General features: G+C 62.1%; 16 protein-coding genes. 15 read left to right on the top strand and 1 reads right to left on the bottom strand.

What is annotated here, in order from left to right; genetic code table 11:
* Positions 1-37: 37 nt before the first annotated feature.
* From pepN to BLIJ_RS10535, 4 genes are all read left to right on the top strand, one after another.
* On the top strand, positions 38-2,647 hold the full coding sequence (gene pepN, locus BLIJ_RS10550; RefSeq protein ID WP_012578304.1) for an aminopeptidase N: 2,610 nt from the start codon (positions 38-40) through the stop codon (positions 2,645-2,647).
* A 208-nt stretch (positions 2,648-2,855) separates the two neighbouring features.
* The gene (glmM, locus tag BLIJ_RS10545; protein WP_012578303.1) at positions 2,856-4,241 is read left to right on the top strand and encodes a phosphoglucosamine mutase; all 1,386 of its coding nucleotides are present in this window, start codon (positions 2,856-2,858) and stop codon (positions 4,239-4,241) included.
* Between the two features lie 22 nt (positions 4,242-4,263).
* On the top strand, positions 4,264-4,917 hold the full coding sequence (locus tag BLIJ_RS10540) for a peptide deformylase (protein ID WP_012578302.1): 654 nt from the start codon (positions 4,264-4,266) through the stop codon (positions 4,915-4,917).
* Positions 4,914-6,392 carry a PolC-type DNA polymerase III domain-containing protein gene (locus tag BLIJ_RS10535; protein WP_012578301.1) on the top strand — a complete coding sequence of 493 codons (1,479 nt, stop codon included), beginning with the start codon at positions 4,914-4,916 and terminating at the stop codon, positions 6,390-6,392. Before BLIJ_RS10540 ends, BLIJ_RS10535 begins: the two co-directional genes overlap by 4 nt.
* 16 nt (positions 6,393-6,408) lie before the next feature.
* Here BLIJ_RS10535 and BLIJ_RS10530 read toward each other — a convergent pair whose 3' ends face one another.
* Complete coding sequence (locus BLIJ_RS10530) at positions 6,409-7,764, bottom strand: ATP-binding protein (RefSeq protein ID WP_012578300.1); 1,356 nt, start codon at positions 7,762-7,764, stop codon at positions 6,409-6,411.
* A 275-nt stretch (positions 7,765-8,039) separates the two neighbouring features.
* Between BLIJ_RS10530 and BLIJ_RS15215 the strand changes: the two genes are divergently transcribed.
* The 11 genes from BLIJ_RS15215 to glmS all read left to right on the top strand — a co-directional run bounded on the left by BLIJ_RS15215 (position 8,040) and on the right by glmS (position 20,051).
* The gene (locus BLIJ_RS15215) at positions 8,040-8,171 is read left to right on the top strand and encodes a hypothetical protein (RefSeq protein ID WP_013140351.1); all 132 of its coding nucleotides are present in this window, start codon (positions 8,040-8,042) and stop codon (positions 8,169-8,171) included.
* 235 nt (positions 8,172-8,406) lie between these two features.
* Positions 8,407-9,531: a peptide chain release factor 2 gene (gene prfB / locus BLIJ_RS10525; protein ID WP_012578299.1), complete on the top strand. Its 1,125-nt coding sequence runs from the start codon at positions 8,407-8,409 to the stop codon at positions 9,529-9,531.
* Between the two features lie 8 nt (positions 9,532-9,539).
* Positions 9,540-10,706, top strand: a complete 1,167-nt coding sequence (gene ftsE, locus BLIJ_RS10520) for a cell division ATP-binding protein FtsE (protein WP_012578298.1) — start codon at positions 9,540-9,542, stop codon at positions 10,704-10,706.
* Positions 10,707-10,717: 11 nt separating this feature from the next.
* Positions 10,718-11,641 carry a permease-like cell division protein FtsX gene (gene ftsX / locus BLIJ_RS10515; RefSeq protein WP_012578297.1) on the top strand — a complete coding sequence of 308 codons (924 nt, stop codon included), beginning with the start codon at positions 10,718-10,720 and terminating at the stop codon, positions 11,639-11,641.
* 102 nt (positions 11,642-11,743) lie between these two features.
* Entirely contained in the window at positions 11,744-13,105 is a 1,362-nt protein-coding gene (locus BLIJ_RS10510) for a CHAP domain-containing protein (RefSeq protein WP_012578296.1), read from the top strand.
* A 142-nt stretch (positions 13,106-13,247) separates the two neighbouring features.
* Entirely contained in the window at positions 13,248-13,724 is a 477-nt protein-coding gene (gene smpB, locus BLIJ_RS10505; RefSeq protein WP_007051292.1) for an SsrA-binding protein SmpB, read from the top strand.
* A 162-nt stretch (positions 13,725-13,886) separates the two neighbouring features.
* Positions 13,887-14,840 carry an ABC transporter substrate-binding protein gene (locus BLIJ_RS10500; protein ID WP_012578295.1) on the top strand — a complete coding sequence of 318 codons (954 nt, stop codon included), beginning with the start codon at positions 13,887-13,889 and terminating at the stop codon, positions 14,838-14,840.
* A 133-nt stretch (positions 14,841-14,973) separates the two neighbouring features.
* Positions 14,974-15,921, top strand: a complete 948-nt coding sequence (locus tag BLIJ_RS10495; protein ID WP_012578294.1) for an ABC transporter substrate-binding protein — start codon at positions 14,974-14,976, stop codon at positions 15,919-15,921.
* A 188-nt stretch (positions 15,922-16,109) separates the two neighbouring features.
* Positions 16,110-17,093, top strand: coding sequence for an amino acid ABC transporter permease (locus BLIJ_RS10490; protein WP_012578293.1), 984 nt, complete (start codon positions 16,110-16,112; stop codon positions 17,091-17,093).
* A gap of 15 nt (positions 17,094-17,108) precedes the next feature.
* Positions 17,109-17,939, top strand: coding sequence for an amino acid ABC transporter ATP-binding protein (locus BLIJ_RS10485; RefSeq protein WP_012578292.1), 831 nt, complete (start codon positions 17,109-17,111; stop codon positions 17,937-17,939).
* 219 nt (positions 17,940-18,158) lie between these two features.
* Positions 18,159-20,051, top strand: a complete 1,893-nt coding sequence (gene glmS, locus BLIJ_RS10480; RefSeq protein WP_012578291.1) for a glutamine--fructose-6-phosphate transaminase (isomerizing) — start codon at positions 18,159-18,161, stop codon at positions 20,049-20,051.
* Positions 20,052-20,054 lie beyond the last annotated feature (3 nt).

Here is a 20,054-nt window from a genome sequence, read left to right as displayed (position 1 = left end):
GATTATCCAGGGACGACCGTAAGGAGTAATTGAAGTCATGCCCGGTTCGAATCTCACTCGTATTGAAGCCGAAGAACGTAAGGCCGTTATCGAAGCGCCGATTCACTATCACGTCGACCTTGACCTGACGGTCGGCGCGAAGAACTTCGGTTCCAAGTCGCTCATCTGCTTCAACGCGAAGCCTGGTTCGTCGACCTTCCTCGACCTGATCGCCGACGAAGTGACCTCCATCGACCTCAACGGCACGCCCCTGGACCCGGCCGTGGCCTTCCAAGACAACCGCATCGAACTGACCGACCTCAAGGAGAAGAACGAGGTCACCGTCGAAGCCAAGTGCCGGTACTCCAACACCGGCGAGGGCCTGCACCGCTCGGTCGACCCGTCCGATGGCAACATCTACCTGTACTCCCAGTTCGAGGTGCCGGACGCTCGCCGCGTCTACGCCGTGTTCGACCAGCCTGACCTGAAGGCCACGTTCGACTTCAAGGTGCTCGCTCCCGCCAGCTGGATCGTCACCTCCAACATGCCGGTCGCCTCCATCGAGGACGATTCGCGCACGACCCTTGACGGCACCCTCGGCGACAAGCCGAACGAAAGCACCCGCCTGTGGAACTTCGAGCCGACCCCGGTGATGAGCTCCTACCTGACCGCCATCTGCGCCGGCCCGTACGCCGAATGGCACACCGAATACCACAACGAGGACGGCCGCGTCGTGCCGATGGCCCAGTACTGCCGCCAGTCGTTGGCCAAGGCCTTCGCGAAGGACGTCGACTACCTGTTCGACATCACCAAGAAGGGCTTCGCGTTCTACGCCAAGACCTGGGGCGTGCCCTACCCGTACGCCAAGTTCGACCAGATCTACGTTCCCGAATACAACGCGGGCGCCATGGAGAACATCGGCATGGTCACCATCCGCGACTCCTACGTGTTCGAATCCAAGGTGACCGACGCGCTGGCCGAGCGCCGCGTGGTGACCGTGCTGCACGAGCTCGCGCACATGTGGTTCGGCGACTACGTGACCATGAAGTGGTGGAACGACCTGTGGCTCAACGAGTCCTTCGCCGAATTCACCTCCACGCTCGCCACCGCCGAAGCCACCGAATGGCACGACGCCTGGGCCACCTTCTGCTCCGGCGAGAAGAGCTGGGCGTTGCGCCAGGACCAGCTGCCCACCACGCACCCGATCGTCGCCCCGATCAACGACCTCAACGACACCTATGTCAACTTCGACGGCATCACCTACGCCAAGGGCGCCTCCGTGCTGAAGCAGCTGGCATTCTATGTGGGCCGCACGCAGTTCTTCGAAGGTATCCACAATTACCTGAACCGCCACGCCTACTCCAACGCCACCCTGGCCGACCTGCTGAGCGAACTGGAGAAGACCTCCGGCCGCGATCTCAAGGCCTGGAGCGCCAAGTGGCTGGAGGAATCCGGCATCAACACGATCGCCACCGACCTGACCGTAAACGCGGACGGCACCATCGCCGAACTGAAGCTCACCCAGAGCGCGCCGGCCGAACACCCGGTGCTGCGCCCGCATCGCCTGGCCGTCGGCTTCTACAATGAAGACGCCGCAACCGGCAAGATCGTGCGCACCGAGCAGTTCGAACTCGACGTGGATGGCGAAACCACCATCGTCGAGGCCGCGGCAGGCAAGCCGCGCCCGGCATTCGTGCTGGTCAACGACGATGACCTGACCTACACCAAGATCCGTTTCGACGCCGAATCCCAGGCATTCGCCGAAGCCAACCTGCATCGTTTCGACGATGCCCTGGCCCGCGCCGTGACCTGGCTCGCCTTCTGGGACATGACCCGGGACGGCGAGTTCCCGGCCGAGCGTTTCGTGGACATGACCCTGCGCCTGCTGTCTACCGAAACCGAGTCCACCACCTTCCGCTACGCGCTGGCCTGCATGAGCACCACCGCCCACCACTACGTGGCGCCCGCCCGCCGCGACGATGTGCTGCGCCACGTGGCCGCCGAACTGTGGACCCTGGCCAACGCCGCCGAAGCCGGCTCGGACACCCAGTTCCAGCTCGCCACCGCCTATCTGGGCTATGGCGAGGAGGGCGACGCCGCATTCGCCGCCAACGCACACGGTCTGCTGGACGGCACCGTGCGTCTTGAAGGCCTCGAAATCGACAACAACTTCACGTGGACCATCGTCCAAGCGCTCACCTCCGTCAACGAGATGACCAACGACGACGTGGACGCGCAGCTCGCCAAGAAGGACACCACGGAGAACCGCGAGTTCGCCTACGGCGCCCGCGCCTCCATGGCCACCACCGAAGCCAAGGAATGGGCGTGGGATCAGGCGCTCCACAACGACGAGCTGACCAACTCCCAGCTCGAGGCCGTGGCCGGAGGCTTCTCCGCCACCCCGCGCCACGACCTGGCCGAGCCATTCGCCGCCCGGTATTTCGAGGCCGTCGACTGGATCTGGGCGAACAAGACCTACCACATGGCCGAGGCCCTGCTCAACGGCCTGTACCCGGACCACGCCGACCCCGCCACGCTGGTCCGGCTCGGTGACGCATGGCTGGACGAGCATGGCGACGCGGACAACGCCCTGAGGCGTCTGATCATCGAGAACGTGGCCTCCTCCCACCGCACTCTCAAGGTTCGTGAATACAACGACGCCCTCTGACCGGTGACCGCCGACTTCATCGGCCATGGGACACTCGCCCCGTGTCGCGGGACGCCGCATGACGGTGCCCTCGACCGGGGCGTTCCCGTATCGTCCCCGCGCGGCCCCGGAGTGGATTCCGTGGCGGTTTTTCGCCGAGTCGCGCCCCGCGCCGCGGTACAACGACTACGATGGTGCGGGTAACGCGATACAAGGAGTGGAACTTCATATGCCGAAGATGTTTGGAACCGATGGTGTTCGAGGACTGGCCAATAGGGATTTGACCGCACGTCTGGCGTTGGATTTGGGCGATGCCGCCGTGCGTGTGCTCGGCGACGCCGGCACCCAAGACGATCAGCCTGAGGGGCGCCGCCGCGCGCTCGTGGGCCGTGACACCCGTGTGTCCGGTGATTTTCTGGCTTCCGCCCTGTCCGCGGGCATGTCTGCCGGCGGCTTCGACGTGATCGACGCCGGCATCATCCCCACTCCGGGCGTGGCCTACCTGACCTCCGTGCTCAACGTCGAGATAGGTGCCGTGATCTCCGCCTCCCACAACCCGATGCCCGACAATGGCATCAAGTTCTTCGCGCGCGGCGGCTTCAAGCTGCCCGACCAGAAGGAAGACGACATCGAGGCCGTGCTCGGCCAGGACTGGGACCGCCCGACCGGTGCCGGCGTGGGCCGCGTGAGCCACGACCAGACCACCGCCACCAACCTGTACATCGATCATCTGGTGGCCACCATCGCTCCGCTGAACGACGACAAGACCCAGCCCAAGCCGCTCAAGGGCCTGAAGATCGTGGCCGACTGCGCCAACGGCGCCACTTCCGTGGTGGCTCCCGAAGCCTTGCGCCGGGCCGGTGCGGACGTGATCGTGATCAACGCCTCGCCGGACGGCTACAACATCAACAAGAACGCCGGTTCCACCCACCCCGAGCAGCTGCAGGCCATGGTCAAGGCCACTGACGCCGTGATGGGCGTGGCCTTCGACGGTGACGCCGACCGTTGCCTCGCCGTGGACGAAGACGGCAACATGATCAACGGCGACCAGATCATGGGCATTCTGGCCCGCGCCAAGCAGCGCGAAGGCAAGCTCAACCACGACACCCTCGTGGTCACCGTGATGAGCAACCTCGGTCTGAAGCTCGCCCTGAAAGACATGGGCATCAAGACCGTGGAGACCGCCGTGGGCGACCGCTACGTGCTTGAGGAGATGCTCAAGGGCGGTTACTCGCTTGGCGGCGAACAGTCCGGCCACGTGATCAACCGCGAATTCGCCACCACCGGCGACGGCACCCTGACCGCACTGACCCTGTGCAACGAGGTCGTCAAGTCCGGCAAGAGCCTGAAGGAGCTCGCCGCCGACTTCCCGCAGCTGCCGCAGACCCTCATCAACGTGCCGAACGTGGACAAGAAAGCCGCCGCCACCAACAAGCGCATCCAGGATGCCGTGGCCCGCGAGGAGGAACTGCTGGGAGACACCGGCCGTGTGCTGCTGCGCCCCTCCGGCACCGAACCGCTCGTGCGCGTGATGGCCGAGGCCGCCACCCAGGCCTACGCCGACGAAGTCTGCACCCGCCTCGCCAAGATCGTCGCCGAAGAACTCGCGCTGTAGCACCCTTCCCTAAGGAAAAACAATGTTTGGAAAGAACGCCAAAGTCGACCTCGAACTCAACCGTGACGTCGAACAACTCATCAAAACCGGCGGCAAGGAGAAGATTCTGCCCATCGTGCAGGCCGGCGAACCGGTGTTGCGCCAACGGACAGTGGCCTACAATGGCCAGCTTTCCAAGCGTACGCTCGCCAAACTCATCGATACGATGCACACCACCATGCTGGAGGCACCCGGCGTGGGGCTCGCCGCCACCCAGATCGGCTTGGGGCTCGCGCTCGCCGTGGTCGAAGACCACGTGCGCGACGACGAGGATGATCCGCGCGAAATCGCGGAATTCCCCTTCCACGTGATCATCAATCCGAGCTACAAACCCACCAGCGACAAAACCGCCTCGTTCTACGAAGGCTGCCTGAGCTTCGACGGATACCAAGCCGTGCGCAAGCGTTGGCTCGACATCACCGCCGAATGGGATGATGAAGACGGCAAACACCACAGCGAGCCGCTGCACGGCTGGCCCGCACGCATCTTCCAGCACGAAACCGATCATTTGAGCGGCGAGCTGTATATCGATCGCGCCGAAATCCGTTCGCTGACCACCAACGAGAACCTCGAGGACTATTGGTGCGACGACCCGGTGCCCACCGAGGCCGCTGAAGAGCTCGGTTTCGCACTATGACCGACCGCGCATGGTTCGACGCCGCCAAGGGAGACATTCCCCAATGGGCGGCGGCTATGCCCAAGGACGCCGATGGCACCACCATCGACTGGGACTGGGTGCGTTCTCTGGACCTGGCGCATGGCGTCGGCACGATACCGGAATCCACCCCACGGTCCATCCACGACGCATTGAAGGCCGACTACGCCACACGCGAGCGTCTGGAATCGATCATCGCCCAATGCAACAGCGCATTCATGACCGATTTCGACCGGCTCATCGGCTCCTATCGTCTGCCTCGTGCGCTCGCCTACGCCAATCGCCGGCTCAACGACAACATCAACACGATGTTGCATCTGGGCGAACAGCAACACCTATGGGCGGTCAGTCGCGAACGGCGGGGGAGGGCCACCATTGCCGTGCTCAAGCCGTACTCCGGCAGCGGCCCGTCGAACGATGACCAAGGCATGCTGGATCTGAGCGGCGAAGCCGGTGGCGCATCTGCCGGAAATACTGCCGCCGAAAACAGCGATGTCAAGTTCCCCACAACAGTCGCCTTGGACGATATCCAAGATCGTACGGAGGCGATTCTTGACGCACGCGCCAAACGGCGTAAGGCCCAGCGCTTCCAGAAGCGTGCGGGCGATGCGGCGATGGCCCGCGCCAATCTCTCCGGCGCGACTTCGCCGGGTGGTGCCGCTCTGCCGGGTGGCGCCGCCGCGTCTGGCAACGCTACCGGACACCATCCCAAGCCCGACTGGCGCGACGCCTATCTGCCCGGCCGCGACGTGGACGCGGTGATGGGCATCGACATCGAAACCACCGGCATCGATCCGGCGCGTGACTACATCATCGACGTCGGCTTCGAATTCATGAACATGGCCAGTCCGCGCCCGGCCGGCGAACCCGAGACATACGCCTATGAGCAGGGCTATTATGCCGCCGGCGACGCCTACGGCCAGTCTCGTCTCGCTTTTGGCGTGCCGCCGGAAAACGCGGCGCTCGGCAACGCCCTCATCGCCAAACTCACCGGCATCGATGTACGCGGCCGCAGCAGCGAGGCCGGGTATCGACTCTTCGACGAATGGCCCCAAGCCCAGGCCGGCCTGCTCGCGCGGCTTATCCAGCAGCCGTACGTGGCGCATAACGCCACCTTCGAACATAGCTGGTTCATGCTGAACGTCGCCGGATATGCGGAAAGCTACCGTGCCGGGCGCATCACCATCATCGACACCCTGCCGATGAGCCGGCAGTGGGACCCCGGCGCGGTGCCCACCAACGAGCATCCTTACGGAGACAACACGCTCGACGCCTACGCCAAACGTCAGGATGCGCTTGATTCCGCCCACAACGAACGCCACTTGGGCCTTGAGGATTCGCACATCATGCTGGTGGCCATGAAACACCATCTGGCGGCGCTGAAAGCGCAAGGGAAAGGGCCGTGGGGGCCCGCCGGCAGGGCTGGCGTCGGCGGCAAGTCTTGCCGTTCTCGCTGAACATGTGGAGCAGCAGTTACAGACAGAACGACATGTACAGGGGAAGCAAACGGCGATGGTCTTTCTTCGCCATGGGGCGTGGGTGGAGCACGTATTCCTCTCCCGTTCTGCTGGCGAACTTCGCGCGGAACTTGTCGAGGGATATCGTCGAGTATCGTTTGCCGGACTTGACCTCGATGGGGCTGATCCGCGGTTTCATCGCGGCGTCCGGGTACGGGCGCACGATCAGGAAATCGATCTCCATGCGCTCTTCACGCACGTTGGACGACTTCGCATAGAAATACAGGTCATGGCCGGCCGCGGCCAGCTGCTGGGCGACCGCGTTCTCGGCGAGCATGCCCTCGTTCACGCCGTCGGCACCCAGCAGCACCTGACGGTACACATCCGGCAGCGACGTGCCGTCCGCGGAGAACGCCATGGTAGACAGCAGGCCGGTGTCGGCCATATAGCATTTCACGACCGTGTCGTCGGCGCTGAGTGCTAATCCCAGCGACGGGTCCTCGGCCAGCGTGCACAGGTTGACAGTCGCGGCCTCGCGCATCCATGCAAAGGCCGTCATGAAGTCACGTGAGCGTGACCCCTCCTCGACCTGGGTGTAGACCAGTTTCTTCTCGTGCTTCGCCAGCTGTCCGGGAATCGCGTCGAACACTGCGCGCACGCGCTTCGCTGCTAGTCCGCCGTACTTGCCAATATCCTCCCGATACAGTTTGAGTACCAGGCGCTTGGCCCTGTCCGCCGCGGCCATGTTGCGGGCGGGAGCGTAGGCCGCCACCGCCTGGGGCATGCCTCCGACCAGCATGTACTCGCGCCATAGACGCGATGCCTTACGATGCAATGAGTCCGGCAATGCCACGCCGGAATCGAACGCGTGGCGGATCATCCGAACCAGGGCATCCTCACCCATCGCCCACAAGAACTCCTCGAAATCCATCGGTCCCATGCGCATGGACTCCTCCTCGGAGGGGATCAGGATGTCCTTCACGTTGGCGTTGATGGAGATCAGCGAACCGGTCTCGATGTAGTCGAACCGTCCATCGGCGACCAGATGTTTGATGAACTCCCTCGCGGGGGGAAACATCTGGACCTCATCGAAGATGACCAGTGACTGGTGCTGCGTGAGCGTTACGCCAAGCGCCGCGCTCAGGTACAGGAACAGGCCGTCGAGGTCGTTGCGTAGGTCCAGGAACGTCTGTTTGAACTCGGCGTCCACTCGCGTGAAATCAATAAGAGCATATGACTCGTATTCGTTCTTGGCGAACTCTTCGGCGACTGTGGACTTGCCCACGCGGCGGGCACCCTCGATTAGCATGGCGGTCCTGTCATCAGCTCCCTTCCATGCCAGTAGTCTGTCGTACGCCTTCCTCCGGAACATCAACACTCCTTGATTGCACGTTTCTAAGGTTTTATCATATCGCTAAATTGCACATTTATAAGGTTTTATATTTGGGGTAAACACACCTTTTTTGAGTTCTAAACATGGTGTGACATACGTGCGGTGAAGCCCGCGTACTGATTGGTCAAGTTAAAAGAACATTTCGTGCGTGGCGGTCGTGCAGATTTGCATCGGTATCTGAATAGGCGTTTACGCCGTGAACGGATTGTATCGGTTTGTAGTCGGTCGTAAGCGGTGAGTACACTATTGGCATCGTGAGTGACTATCAGGACAGCCGACAGCAGCGTGAGAACCGCCGCCGCACCATCGTGCGTGTGGTGTGCGTCGTCATAGCTGTGGCCATGCTCGGCTCCTTGGTTATCCCGGCGATCTACGCGGGGCTTTGACGTTGCCTTCGCATATTCGTGCCCGCAGTTGAACACGTCTGATGCGAGGGATTCGTGAGGTCGCCCGGCCGGCTATCGGCAAGGCAGGCCCCGGAACCTTCTGGCAGCATGGATTGCAGGCGAATGCGTGTGTGGCGCGGCAGTGCCCGCCAACGCCAGAGGAATGTGCGAAGGCTGCCAACAAGGACGTGACTTCCCAAGGAATCTCAAAGAACCAACAGTAAGGTAAACCACGATGGCAGAATTTGACTTTACCCAGGCGATCGGCGAAGCCCGCGCCAAATACGAATCCATCGCCAAGGCGCTGGACATCAACCGGCTCAAGGCCGACATCAAGGATCTCGAAACGCAGGCCGCGGCGCCGGGCCTGTGGGATGATCCGGAAAACGCCCAGAAGATCACCAGCCGGCTGTCCGCCGCGGAATCGCAGCTGAAGCGTCTGAACTCCGCCTCCCAGCGCATCGACGATGTGGAAACGCTCGTTGAACTCGGCCACGAGGAGGGCGACCAGGACTCTCTGGACGAGGCGCAAAGCGAAATCGGCGAGATTCAGAAGGATCTCGACCAGATGGAGATTCAGACCCTGCTCGATGGCGAATACGACGAACGTTCCGCCGTGGTGACCATCCGCTCCGGTGCCGGCGGCGTCGACGCGGCCGATTTCGCACAGATGCTGTTGCGCATGTACCTGCGCTACTGCGAGCGTAACGGCTTCAAGGCCAAGGTCATGGACACCTCCTACGCCGAAGAGGCGGGCATCAAGTCCGCCACCTTCCAGGTGGATGCCCCCTATGCTTACGGCCGACTGTCCGTGGAGGGCGGCACCCACCGTCTGGTGCGCATCTCCCCGTTCGACAACCAGGGCCGCCGCCAGACCAGCTTCGCCGCCGTGGAAGTGGTGCCGCTGGTCGAGGCCACCGATCACATCGACATTCCGGATACGGACATCCGCGTGGACACCTACTGCTCCTCCGGCCCCGGCGGCCAGGGCGTGAACACCACGTACTCGGCCGTGCGCATCACCCACCTTCCCACCGGCATCGTGGTGACCATGCAGGATGAGCGTTCGCAGATTCAGAACCGTGCCTCCGCCATGGCCGTGCTCCAGTCCCGACTGCTCGTGCTGCGCCACGAGGAGGAGGCCAAGAAGAAGAAAGAGCTCGCCGGCGACATCAAGGCCAGCTGGGGCGATCAGATGCGCTCCTACGTGCTGCACCCCTACCAGATGGTCAAGGATCTGCGCACCGGCTACGAAACCAGCCAGACCCAGGCCGTGTTCGACGGCGACATCAACGCGTTCATCGAGGCCGGCATCCGCTGGCGCCATGAACAGCGCCGCGCCGCCGAAACCGAGGAGTAAGTAGCATTATGGCACTGATCTCACTGGACAATGTGTCCAAGATCTATCCCAAAGGCACCCGACCGGCGCTTGACGACATCAACCTCGATATCGAACGCGGTGATTTCGTGTTCCTTGTGGGTGCGTCCGGCTCCGGCAAGACCACGCTCTTGAGCCTGCTGTTGCGCGAGGAAGAGGCCACCAACGGCGAGATTCGCGTGGCCGGCAACGATCTGCGGCGCATCACCAACCGTCAAGTGCCGCAGTACCGCCGTTCGCTGGGCTTCGTGTTCCAGGATTACAAGCTGCTCAATAACAAAACCGTATGGGAGAACGTGGCGTTCGCCCTTGAGGTGATCGGCACGCGGCGGTCCACCATCAAATCGTTGGTGCCCAAGGTGCTGGATACCGTGGGGCTTACCGGCAAGGAAAAGAACTACCCACATGAGCTCTCCGGTGGCGAGCAGCAGCGTGTGGCCATCGCCCGCGCCTACGTGAATCACCCGCAGATTCTGCTGGCCGACGAGCCCACCGGCAACCTCGACCCGACCACTTCGCTGGGCATCATGGAAGTGCTGGACGCCATCAACCGCACCGGCACCACCATCGTCATGGCCACGCATAACGAAGAGATCGTCAACTCGATGCGCAAGCGCGTGGTCGAACTGCACAACGGCAAGATCGTGCGTGACGAGGCTCATGGCTCCTACGATTCCGCCCTGTTCTTCCCGGATGCCGAAGTCGAAGCCAAGTCCGACACCGCCCATCATGTGCTGGCGGCGGCGACCAAGGCCATCGAGGGCAGTGACGAGCCGTCCGAAGGCATCGCCCGTTTGGCCAATTCCGTGCATTCCGGCCGCACCGGCCGCTATGGCGAGACGTTTGCGCCGCTGGAAAACACGCTGACCTGGGGCAAGGGCATTCCGCTGGACGAGCAGGCCGCCGCCCTGGAAAGCACCCAGGCGTTCGACCCGTTCAAGGACGAGTCCGGCGAGACCGCCGCGGTTGCCGATACGTCCGTGTCATCCGCCGCCGAGCCGCCGGCCCCGCCGGAACTGCCGGCCCCGCCGGAACTGCCCGCACCGCCGGAACCGCCGGAACCGACCGCACCGCCGGCCAACGAGCAGTCCGCCGGCGAGCAGTCCGCCGCAGACCAAACATCCGACGATCAACCCGCTGAGGGCGCTAAGGAGTAAGGGGGATCATCATGCGAGCACGATTCATTCTGTCCGAAACGTGGGCCAACCTCACCCGTAACCTGTCGATGCTGCTGTCTCTGACGCTGGTCACCTTCATCTCGTTCCTGTTCATCGGCGCTTCGGTGCTTACTCAGGCGCAGATCACCAAAGCCAAGGGCGACTGGTACGACAAGGTCGAGGTCGTGGTATGGCTATGCCCCGACGGCACCAGCCAATCCGCGAACTGTGCTTCCGGCAAATCGCCCTCAGCCAATGAGATCACGGCACTGCAGAAAACCATTCGCGACGAACTCAACGACGTGGTCTCCAACATTGACTACGTCAGCAAGCAGGACTTCTACGACAACACATTCACCAAGCAGTACCCGAATGGCGAATTCCAAGGCCGTACGCTGACCGCGGACGATATGCAGGACTCCCTCTGGCTCAAGCTGAAGGATCCGACCAAATATCAGGTGGTCTCCGAAGTGCTCTCCAGCAAGGAGGGCGTGGAGGACGTCACCGACCAGCGCCAGATCTTCGACCCGGTGTTCGCCGTGCTCAACCGAGCCACGGCGGTTACGGCCGTGCTCGCCGGCGTGATGGTGGTGGTCGCCATCCTGCTGACCGGAACCACCATTCGCATGTCCGCCGCATCCAGACGAACCGAAACCGAAATCATGAGGTACGTGGGTGCCTCGAATTGGACGATTCGTCTGCCGTTCATTCTGGAGGGCGCCATCGCCTCGCTGATCGGCTCGGTGCTCTCGTGCCTGATGCTTTCGGCCATTGTGAATGTGTTCATCACCGGCTGGCTGGCGAAATCCATTACCTGGATTCCTTATGTGAATCAGTTCACGGTACTGGTGATATCGCCGTTCCTGGTTGTGGGCGCGATACTGCTGTCCATCATCGCTTCAACCATCTCGTTGCGGCGTTATTTGAGGGCGTAACGCGACCGGCTTACCCGCAAGAAATGTGATGATATCGTGTGCAAACCTCTCAGGTTCACATGTTATGGTATTGGCTTAAGTGAGCGAAAGGACTATTCACATATGACGAATGTACGTGTGATCAAGCCCGCACTGGCGGCATTGGTGGCCGCCGCAGCCTGTGTGGGAGGTCTGGCGTTCAGCTCGGCACAGCCTGCCCAGGCAGACACCTATTCCGACCTGATTACTGCGCAGAACCAGCACGCCGCGTCGGTACAGCGCGAGGCCGAACTCAAGCAGCAGTTGGCCGGTGCCAGCCAGGAACTGGCGGATAAGGTACTTGAGCTGGATGATTTGACGAACAACAAGATTGTCGCCGCCCAGAGCAAGGTCACGCAGGCCAACGAGGATGCCGCCACCGCTCAGGACGAGGCTGACGCCGCATCCAAACGTCTTTCCGCCGCGCAGAAAGACAAGGAGACGCTCGAGGAGCAGATCAAGCAGACCGGCAAGGACTACGATGACGCGCACGCCGCCGTGGCCCAGCTGGCCCGTGACGAGATGCACGGCTCGAATGCTTCCGACGTGATGAGCGTGGTGACGGGTGCCACCAGCACACAGGACTTCGTCAACTCCATGCAGTCCCGGGACGCGTTGTCTCGCAACGAGGCGAATGCGGCTTCCTCCGCCGCGACCTCACTGAGCACGTCGAAGAACCGTGGCGAACGTCTGGCGGCCATCGAAAAGCAGATTGCTGTGCTCAAGACCCAGTCCGATGAGAAGGCCGCTTCCGCACAGACCGCCGCCGAAACCGCGCAAAGCGAACGTGACGCTTTGGACAAGCTACGCCAGGAGGGTGAGACGCGGCGCAACGAACTGTCCTCCATGGTCGACAGTCTGGATTCCCAATCCGCCAGGCAGGCGGCCCGGACCGTGCTGATCGCCTCGCAGGTCGATTCCTACAACCGTCAGTTCCAGAAGGAGCAGCAGGACGCCGCCAACCGGGTGGATACCGGTAACCAGGGCGGCACGCCGTCCACTCCGGTGACCCCCGCTCCGGCGCCCGCTCCGGCTCCGGCTCCGGCGCCGGCCCCCGCCCCCGCCCCCGCCCCCAGCGTCGGCGGCCAAGGCACGTCGAACGGTGATTACGGCAACGCCTATGCCGCCGGCCAGTGCACGTACTGGGCGTATGAACGCCGTAGGCAGATGGGCATTGGCACGCCGTCCTATCTCGGCAATGGCGGCGACTGGTGGCGCAACGCCCCCTCGTACGGCTTGCGCGTGGACCACAACCCTCAGGTCGGTGCGGCGCTCTCCTTCCTGCCTGGTCAGGATGGTGCCGACGGTACCTATGGCCATGTTGCCGTAGTCGAAGCCGTGTATGGCGACGGCACATTCCAGATCTCCGAAATGAACTGGGGTGGTCCGTGGAACATGCACGACCGCACGCTGACCAATTTGGGTCAGTACTGGTTCGTCCACTGATCGGTTGGTTCGGCCGATATATACGGTTGAAGGGTTCCTCTTGAAGAGGAACCCTTTTTCGTATTCGATGCCGGTCCGTGATATCGTCGGATGTTGCGTTGCTACTGCTACCCACGAGTTGTTGCCCACGAAAGGAGGAGACATGCCCAAGGAGACTGGTGAGAAACTCATCGTCCAGAACAAGAAGGCCCGGCATGACTATGCCATCGAAGACAAGTATGAGGCAGGGCTGGCCCTGACCGGCACCGAGGTCAAATCGTTGCGCGAGGGGCGCGCATCGCTGTCCGAGGCGTTCATCTCCATCGACCGCCGCGGCGAGATGTGGCTGGAGGGTGCGAACATCCCCGAATACCTGAACGGCACATGGAACAACCATGCGCCCAAGCGCAAGCGCAAGCTGCTGCTGCACCGACTGCAGATCACCAAGCTCGCCCGCGGCATCGAGGCCAAGGGATACACGATTGTGCCGCTGAGCCTGTACTTCAAGGACGGTCGCGTCAAGGCGGAGATCGCACTGGCCCGAGGCAAGAAGGAATTCGACAAACGCCAGGCCCTGCGCGAAGAGCAGGACAAGCGTGAAGCCCTACGCGCCATGCGCTACGCCAACATGCGCCACTAGTCCCGCCACTTGGCTCCTCTCCGGAGGGGGGCCAAGAGTAGGATGTCCGCGTTGTGGGTCGTTTCGCCCACGATTAACGCTTCCGTAGCATTGCACTCCTACGCTCTGGAACCATCTGGGAAACATACCCGCCCAGCTGACTATCCGGAGAGAGGAAATCCAATGTCTCTAAGCAAGGGAATACAATCCGCTGCGGCCGCCGCCCTGAGCGCGGCCATGCTGATCGCCGTGGCGGCCTGTGGCACGACTGACGGCACCGACACCGCATCCAAGAGCGGCGATTCATCCAAGGACTCGTCCAGCACTTCGATTCAAGGCTTCGACACCAGCAGCATCCAGAAGGACGACGAGATTGCCGCACTGCTGCCCGATTCCGTGGCCGGCGACGGCACGCTGACCGTCGGCGCCGATACTTCCTATGCCCCGGCCGAGTTCCTGGCCGAAGACGGCAAGACCCCGGTTGGCTTCGACGTCGACCTGTCCAAGGCGCTGGCCGCAGTGTTCGGACTGAAGGAAAACACCGTCTCCTCCACGTTCGATTCGATTATCCCGTCCGTCGGCTCCAAGTACGACATCGGCATCTCCTCCTTCACCGTGACCAAGGAACGCATGGAGGCTGTGGACTTCGTGACCTACTTCAAGGCCGGTTCCACGTTCGTGGTGCAGAAGGGCAACCCGAACAAGGTCGACTCCTCGAACCTGTGCGGCGTGAAGGTGGCTGTGCAGACCGGTACCACCCAGGAAGAGGAAGTCAACAAGGATAACGAGCAGTGCAAGGCGGACGGTAAGGATGCCATCGACATCCAGTCCTCCAAGCTGCAGACCGATGTGACTACCGCCGTGGCTTCCGGTAAGGCTGATATCTTCTACGCCGATACGCCGGTTGCCGGCTACGCCATCAAGCAGACCGGTGATACGCTCGAGGCCCTCGGCGAGGACGTTGGTGTGACCCCTGAGGCCGTGGCCGTCAAGAAGGGCGATTCCAAGACCGCCGAGGCCGTACAGAAGGCCATCCAGAAGCTGATGGATGATGGCACGTACAAGAAGATCCTCGACACGTGGGGCGTCTCTTCCGGCGCCGTCGACAAGGCCGAGATCAACCCGTCCGTCGAGTAGTTTCGGTTACTATGAAGACTCCCGTTGCCCTGCGGCGGGAGTCTTTTTGTATATGTATGCACTGTAGTGTATAAATATGCTTAACCGTTGATCGTTGCCGTTGAAGCGGCGTAAGAGAGAAGAAGAAACGATTATGCAGTCCACCAAACTGAAGTCCATTATGGCCATTGCACTGAGCTCGGCCATGCTGTTCGCCACCGCCGCTTGCGGCACCTCCGACAAGGCCGATGCCGGTACGGATTCCGCCAAGGGCGGCTCCTCCAAGTCGGTCACCATCACCAGCTACGACGTGAGCTCCGTGAAGAAGGACGATGCAATAGCCGCACTGCTGCCTGAATCCGTGACCAAGGACGGCAAGCTCACCATCGGCACCAACCCCTCCTACGCCCCGGCCGAATTCCTCGACGCCGACGGCAAGACCCAGATCGGCTACGACATGGATCTCGCCCGCGCCATGGGCAACATCTTCGGTCTCGAGACCGAAATCGTCTCCTCCAACTTCGATACGATCATTCCGGCCATCGGCTCCAAGTACGATCTGGGCATCGCCGCCTTCACCATCACCAAGGAGCGCATGGAATCCGTCGACTTCGTCTCCTACTTCACCGCAGGCATGGGCTATGCAGTGGCCGCAGGCAACCCCAAGAATGTCGACGAGAACGACCTGTGCGGTCTGAACGTTGCCGTCGAGACCGGCACCGTCGAGGAAGAGGCCATCAACAAGACCGCCAAGCAGTGCAAGGCGGACGGCAAGAAAGACATCACCATCCAGTCCTCCAAGCAGCAGACCGACGCCACCACCGCTGTGGTGACCGGCAAGGCCGACGTGTTCTTCGCCGATTCCCCGGTTGTCGGCTACGCCATCGCCCAGACCGAAGGCCAGCTGGAACAGCTCGGCAAGGACTTCGACTCCGTGCCGAACGCCATCGCCATCAAGAAGGGCGATTCCCAGACCACCGAAGCCGTGCAGAAGGCCATGCAGAAGCTCATGGACGACGGCACCTACACCAAGATCCTCCAGCACTGGGGCGTCGAATCCGGCGCACTGGACAAGGCCGAAATCAACCCGGCCGTCGAATAGTCCCCCCCAAGAATGCTCCCGCTTGCGGGAGCTGGCTCGCGGAGCGAGACTGAGGGTGGTCCACACGACGCCCAGCAATCCAGATGGGGCGCACTGTTTGTAACACAGTCGCCCCATTCGTGCACTAAGGTTCAATGCTAGTCGCAACTTGCAGTTCAGGCTGCCCAACACATCCAAGGAACCAGATTATGGCGAAGAAAGAAGTCGACGGTGAGGGGCTGAACATCCCCAACCGCATCAAGGCGCTGCCGGTCAAGCGCCCCGGCCCGATTGTGGCCGCAGTGATCGTGGTACTGCTCGCCGCGATGCTCATTCAAGGCTTGATTACCAATCCGCGACTGGATTGGCCCACCGTCTGGAAGTACCTGTTCAACGAGAACGTGCTTGAAGGCATTCGCTATACCTTGGAGCTCACCGTGATCTCCATGGTCGTGGCGATCATCCTGTCGGTGATTCTTGCCATCATGCGCAAATCCATCAATCCGGTGCTGCGCGGCGTCAGCTGGTTCTTCATCTGGTTCTTCCGCGGCACGCCTGTGTACACGCAGCTCATTTTCTGGGGTCTGTTCGCCGTGCTGATTCCCAAGATCAGCCTCGGCATTCCGTTCACCTCGGTGGAGTTCTGGAGCATCGACTCCAACGTGGTGGTCACCGCATTCAACGCCGCATGGATTGGTCTGGCCCTGAACGAGGCCGCCTACCTGTCCGAAATCGTGCGTGCCGGCCTTGAAGCCGTGGACCCCGGCCAGACCGAGGCGGCCAAGGCATTGGGCATGAACCGCACGCTCATCATGCGCCGCATCGTGCTGCCGCAGGCCATGCGCATCATCATCCCGCCCACCGGCAACGAGACCATCGGCATGCTGAAGACCACCTCGCTGGTCACCGCCGTGCCGTTCACCCTCGAGTTGCAGTTTGCCACCAACGCCATCGCCAACCGTATCTACAAGCCGATTCCGCTGCTTCTCGTGGCCTGCTTCTGGTACCTGCTGATCACCTCCATTCTGATGGTTGTGCAGTCCCGCCTCGAGGCGCACTTCGGCAAGGGCTTCGATGCCCGACCGGTGGGCACCAAGGGCAAGCAGGCGCCATTGCCGGGTAAGACCGACGGTGAACCGAAGGATGACGTGGACAAGCTCAACCAGACCACATTTGTCGGATTGAATGCATAAGGCGGGAGCGCGATTATGACTACGAATGACATCACCAGTGTTGCCCCGGTCGTGCGCAAGGCGGCTGACGGTTCCGTGATTCCTGCTGTCAAGGCCGTGCAGGTGCACAAGGCGTTTGGGCCGCTGCATGTGCTCAAGGGCATCGATCTAACCGTTATGCCCGGTACTGTGACCGTGATTCTGGGGCCCTCCGGTTCCGGCAAGTCCACGTTCCTGCGTCTGATCAACCAGCTGGAAACCCTGACCGGCGGTTCCATCGAGGTGGACGGCGAACTCATCGGCTACAAGCACGTGACCAAAAACGGCCAGGACATGCTGCAGACCCTGGACGATAAGGAGATCGCCGCACAGCGCTCTCGCCTCGGCATGGTGTTCCAGCGCTTCAACCTGTTCCCGCACATGACCGCGCTGGAAAACGTGATGGAAGCCCCGATCCACGTGCAGCACCAGTCCAAGAAAGCCGCCCGTGACCTGGCCGTGGCCGAGCTTCAGCGCGTCGGTCTAGGCGATCGCACGGACTATTACCCCTCCCAGCTGTCGGGTGGTCAGCAGCAGCGCGTGGCCATTGCCCGTGCTCTGGCCATGAAGCCGGAGATCATGCTCTTCGATGAGCCGACCTCCGCCCTTGACCCCGAACTGGTGGGCGAGGTGCTCAACGTCATGCGTTCCTTGGCCAAGGAAGGCATGACCATGGTGTGCGTGACCCACGAAATCGGCTTTGCCCGCGAAGTCGCCGACCAGATCGTGTTCATGGATGGCGGCGTGGTCGTGGAGCAGGGCGGCCCCGACATCATCGACCACCCCACCGAGCCTAGGTTTAAGGACTTCCTACAGCACGTGCTGTAGGAAGGCTGTTATATTACCTCAGCACTGTCGTGCTTCGGCGTCGCCTACGGGGAGCCCACTGGGCTCCCCGCTTTACGGCTCCGCCTACAGCACGTGCTGTAGGCCATGCCAAGCCGGGCGGACACGCCGGGTGGTTCGCCCGCGCCGCATGCTCCGATCGCGCGAATACGGCGGGTTGGATTCGCTTTGCGCAATAATCGTCCGCTAGGCTGGTGAGCCATGTGTGGAATCGTTGGATACGCGGGAAATATTGAAACGGCATGCGGTAGGCCTTTGGAGGTCTGCCTGCAAGGCCTGGAACGTCTGGAATACCGAGGCTATGACTCGGCCGGTGTGGCGCTGACCGCGCCCGGCATGGATAAGGTGGTCGTGCGCAAGAAGGCCGGCCGTTTGAAGAACCTGGTCGAAGACATCGAGCGTAAGCCGATGCCGCTTGCCACGGTGGGCATCGGCCACACGCGCTGGGCCACCAATGGCGAGCCGAGCGACGTGAACGCCCACCCGCACACCAGCATGGACGGCAAGGTGGCCATCATCCATAACGGCATCATCGAAAACGCCTCTCAGCTGCGTCTCGACCTGCAAGCCGAAGGCTACCGATTTGCTTCTGCCACCGACACTGAGGTGGCCGCTAAGCTGCTCGGCAAGATCGTGGACAAGATTATCGCGGATGAAGGCAAGCCAGACCTGTTCAAGGCTGTGCGCCGCATGGCCCGCATGCTTGAAGGCGCGTTCACCATTCTGGCCACCGACTGCCGCCAGCCGGGCATCGTGGTCGGAGCCCGCCATGATTCGCCGCTGGTCGTGGGCCTTGGCGAGGGGGAGAACTTCCTCGGTTCCGACGTGGCCGCATTCGTGGCCTACACCAAGCGCGCCATGGAAGTCGACCAGGATCAGGCCGTATGCGTGTCCGCCGACAAGGTCATCGTCACCGATTTCAACGGCAACGTGGTCGAAAACCCGAAGACCTACACCGTGGATTGGGACGCCTCGGCCGCCGAAAAGGGCGGCTGGGATTCCTTTATGGACAAGGAGATCCACGAAGACCCTGCCGCAGTGCAGCGCACCCTGCTTGGCCGCTTCGATACGAATGGCGGCATCACCCTTGATGAAGTGCGTATCGACGAACACGACTTCAAGGCCATCGACAAAATCATCGTTGTGGCCTGCGGCACCGCCAGCTACGCCGGCCAGGTAGCCAAATACGCCATCGAACACTGGGTGCGTATCCCCGTGGAAATCGAACTCGCGCACGAATTCCGTTACCGTGACCCGATTCTGACCCCGCGTACGCTCGTGGTGGCCATTTCTCAGTCCGGCGAAACCATGGATACGCTGATGGCCCTGCGCCACGCGCGCGAACAGGGGTCCAAGGTGCTGGCCATCTGCAACACGCAGGGTGCCTCCATTCCGCGTGAATCCGACGCCGTGCTCTACACACACGCCGGCCCGGAAGTTGCCGTGGCATCCACCAAGGCGTTCGTGGCGCAGATCACCGCCGCCTACCTGCTGGGCCTGTATCTGGCGCAGGTCAAGGGCGCGATGTTCCGCGATGAGATTCATCAGGTGCTCGACTCCCTGAAAGATATGCCGCGCAAGATTCAGTGGGTGCTCGACACCCAGCCCAAGACCATCCAGGCGGCCGCCGAGCGCATGGTGAACGCCAACTCCTTCTTGTTCCTCGGCCGCCACGTGGGCTACCCGGTGGCGCTTGAGGGCGCGTTGAAGCTCAAGGAAATCGCCTACACCTTCACCGAAGGCTTCGCGGCCGGCGAGCTCAAGCATGGACCGATCGCGCTGGTGGACGAGGGTGAGCCGGTGGTGTTCATCGTGCCGCCGCAGCGCGGCCGCAATGTGTTGCACGCCAAGGTGATCTCCGGTATCGAGGAGGTCAAGGCTCGTGGCGCGTACATCATCGCCGTGGCCGAGCAGGGCGACCCGGATGTGGAACGGTACGCTGACGTGGTGTTCTGGCGCCCCGCCTGCCCAACGCTGATGAGCCCGCTGGTTGACGTGGTGCCGCTGCAGCTGTTCGCCATGGACATGGCAAAGCTCAAGGGCTACGACGTGGACAAGCCCCGCAACCTCGCCAAGTCCGTGACCGTTGAGTAAGCC

The sequence above is a fragment of the Bifidobacterium longum subsp. infantis ATCC 15697 = JCM 1222 = DSM 20088 genome, assembly GCF_000269965.1.
GTDB classification, from domain to species: Bacteria; Actinomycetota; Actinomycetes; order Actinomycetales; family Bifidobacteriaceae; genus Bifidobacterium; species Bifidobacterium infantis.
The sequence above is the reverse complement of the archived record's forward strand: the minus strand, read 5'-3'. Positions and strand labels throughout refer to the sequence as shown.

What these genes read in the sequence shown, in the direction of transcription:
- ftsE (WP_012578298.1), top strand. Translation starts at nt 9,540, where the DNA reads ATGGCACTGATCTCACTGGACAATGTGTCCAAGATCTATCCCAAAGGC.
- BLIJ_RS10495 (WP_012578294.1), top strand. Translation starts at nt 14,974, where the DNA reads ATGCAGTCCACCAAACTGAAGTCCATTATGGCCATTGCACTGAGCTCG.
- glmM (WP_012578303.1), top strand. Translation starts at nt 2,856, where the DNA reads ATGCCGAAGATGTTTGGAACCGATGGTGTTCGAGGACTGGCCAATAGG.
- BLIJ_RS10485 (WP_012578292.1), top strand. Translation starts at nt 17,109, where the DNA reads ATGACTACGAATGACATCACCAGTGTTGCCCCGGTCGTGCGCAAGGCG.
- BLIJ_RS10540 (WP_012578302.1), top strand. Translation starts at nt 4,264, where the DNA reads ATGTTTGGAAAGAACGCCAAAGTCGACCTCGAACTCAACCGTGACGTC.
- prfB (WP_012578299.1), top strand. Translation starts at nt 8,407, where the DNA reads ATGGCAGAATTTGACTTTACCCAGGCGATCGGCGAAGCCCGCGCCAAA.
- BLIJ_RS10530 (WP_012578300.1), bottom strand. Translation starts at nt 7,764, where the DNA reads ATGTTCCGGAGGAAGGCGTACGACAGACTACTGGCATGGAAGGGAGCT.
- ftsX (WP_012578297.1), top strand. Translation starts at nt 10,718, where the DNA reads ATGCGAGCACGATTCATTCTGTCCGAAACGTGGGCCAACCTCACCCGT.
- glmS (WP_012578291.1), top strand. Translation starts at nt 18,159, where the DNA reads ATGTGTGGAATCGTTGGATACGCGGGAAATATTGAAACGGCATGCGGT.
- BLIJ_RS10535 (WP_012578301.1), top strand. Translation starts at nt 4,914, where the DNA reads ATGACCGACCGCGCATGGTTCGACGCCGCCAAGGGAGACATTCCCCAA.
- pepN (WP_012578304.1), top strand. Translation starts at nt 38, where the DNA reads ATGCCCGGTTCGAATCTCACTCGTATTGAAGCCGAAGAACGTAAGGCC.
- BLIJ_RS10500 (WP_012578295.1), top strand. Translation starts at nt 13,887, where the DNA reads ATGTCTCTAAGCAAGGGAATACAATCCGCTGCGGCCGCCGCCCTGAGC.
- BLIJ_RS10510 (WP_012578296.1), top strand. Translation starts at nt 11,744, where the DNA reads ATGACGAATGTACGTGTGATCAAGCCCGCACTGGCGGCATTGGTGGCC.
- smpB (WP_007051292.1), top strand. Translation starts at nt 13,248, where the DNA reads ATGCCCAAGGAGACTGGTGAGAAACTCATCGTCCAGAACAAGAAGGCC.
- BLIJ_RS10490 (WP_012578293.1), top strand. Translation starts at nt 16,110, where the DNA reads ATGGCGAAGAAAGAAGTCGACGGTGAGGGGCTGAACATCCCCAACCGC.